Source organism: Vibrio sp. 1978, assembly GCF_033344345.1.
The window spans coordinates 1-507 of record NZ_JAWPOP010001082.1 but is presented as its reverse complement, the minus strand read 5'-3'; the positions used below and the strand labels follow the sequence as shown (position 1 = coordinate 507).

The following is a 507-nucleotide window of genomic DNA, read 5'->3' as shown; positions in this document are numbered from 1 at the left end:
GCACAGCCCGTGATCACTAACAGTGAGCACGCGCCAACCCAAAACATTCTCATGTACTTTCCTTAAAATAATCCGAGATAAATGGCCGCCAACAAGCTGTACCGAGCGGCTTTTCCTAAAAATATTAAAATCACACACGGCAGAAATTTCATCCTTAACCATCCAGCCGCGAGACACAACGGATCACCAATAATTGGTAACCAACTGAAAAACAATCCCCAGTAGCCATATTTTGCTAGCCACTTTAAAGCGGTATGACCATGTTTTTCTTCTTGGGTTTTATTGGGGATCCATAACCCAAGCCAGTAATTGGTTAAGCCACCAAGCGTATTACCTATTGTGGCAACCAAAAGAATAGAAGAAACCGCATATTGATTGAGTGAGAGAGTTGCGATCAGCCCAGCTTCAGAGCCACCAGGCAGTAAGGTGGCGCTCAGAAAGCCCGTTAAAAAAAGCACCCACAATGCTGAATCAGAAAACCAAAGGGCTAAATGTTCAAAAGCTGAA

Annotated in this window: 1 protein-coding gene; it reads right to left on the bottom strand. The window is 44.0% G+C overall.

Annotated elements, in window-relative coordinates; genetic code table 11:
• Nucleotides 1–62: 62 nt before the first annotated feature.
• On the bottom strand, nucleotides 63–507 hold a 445-nt coding region (locus R8N49_RS30770; RefSeq protein ID WP_318190904.1), incomplete at its 5' end, for a YqaA family protein.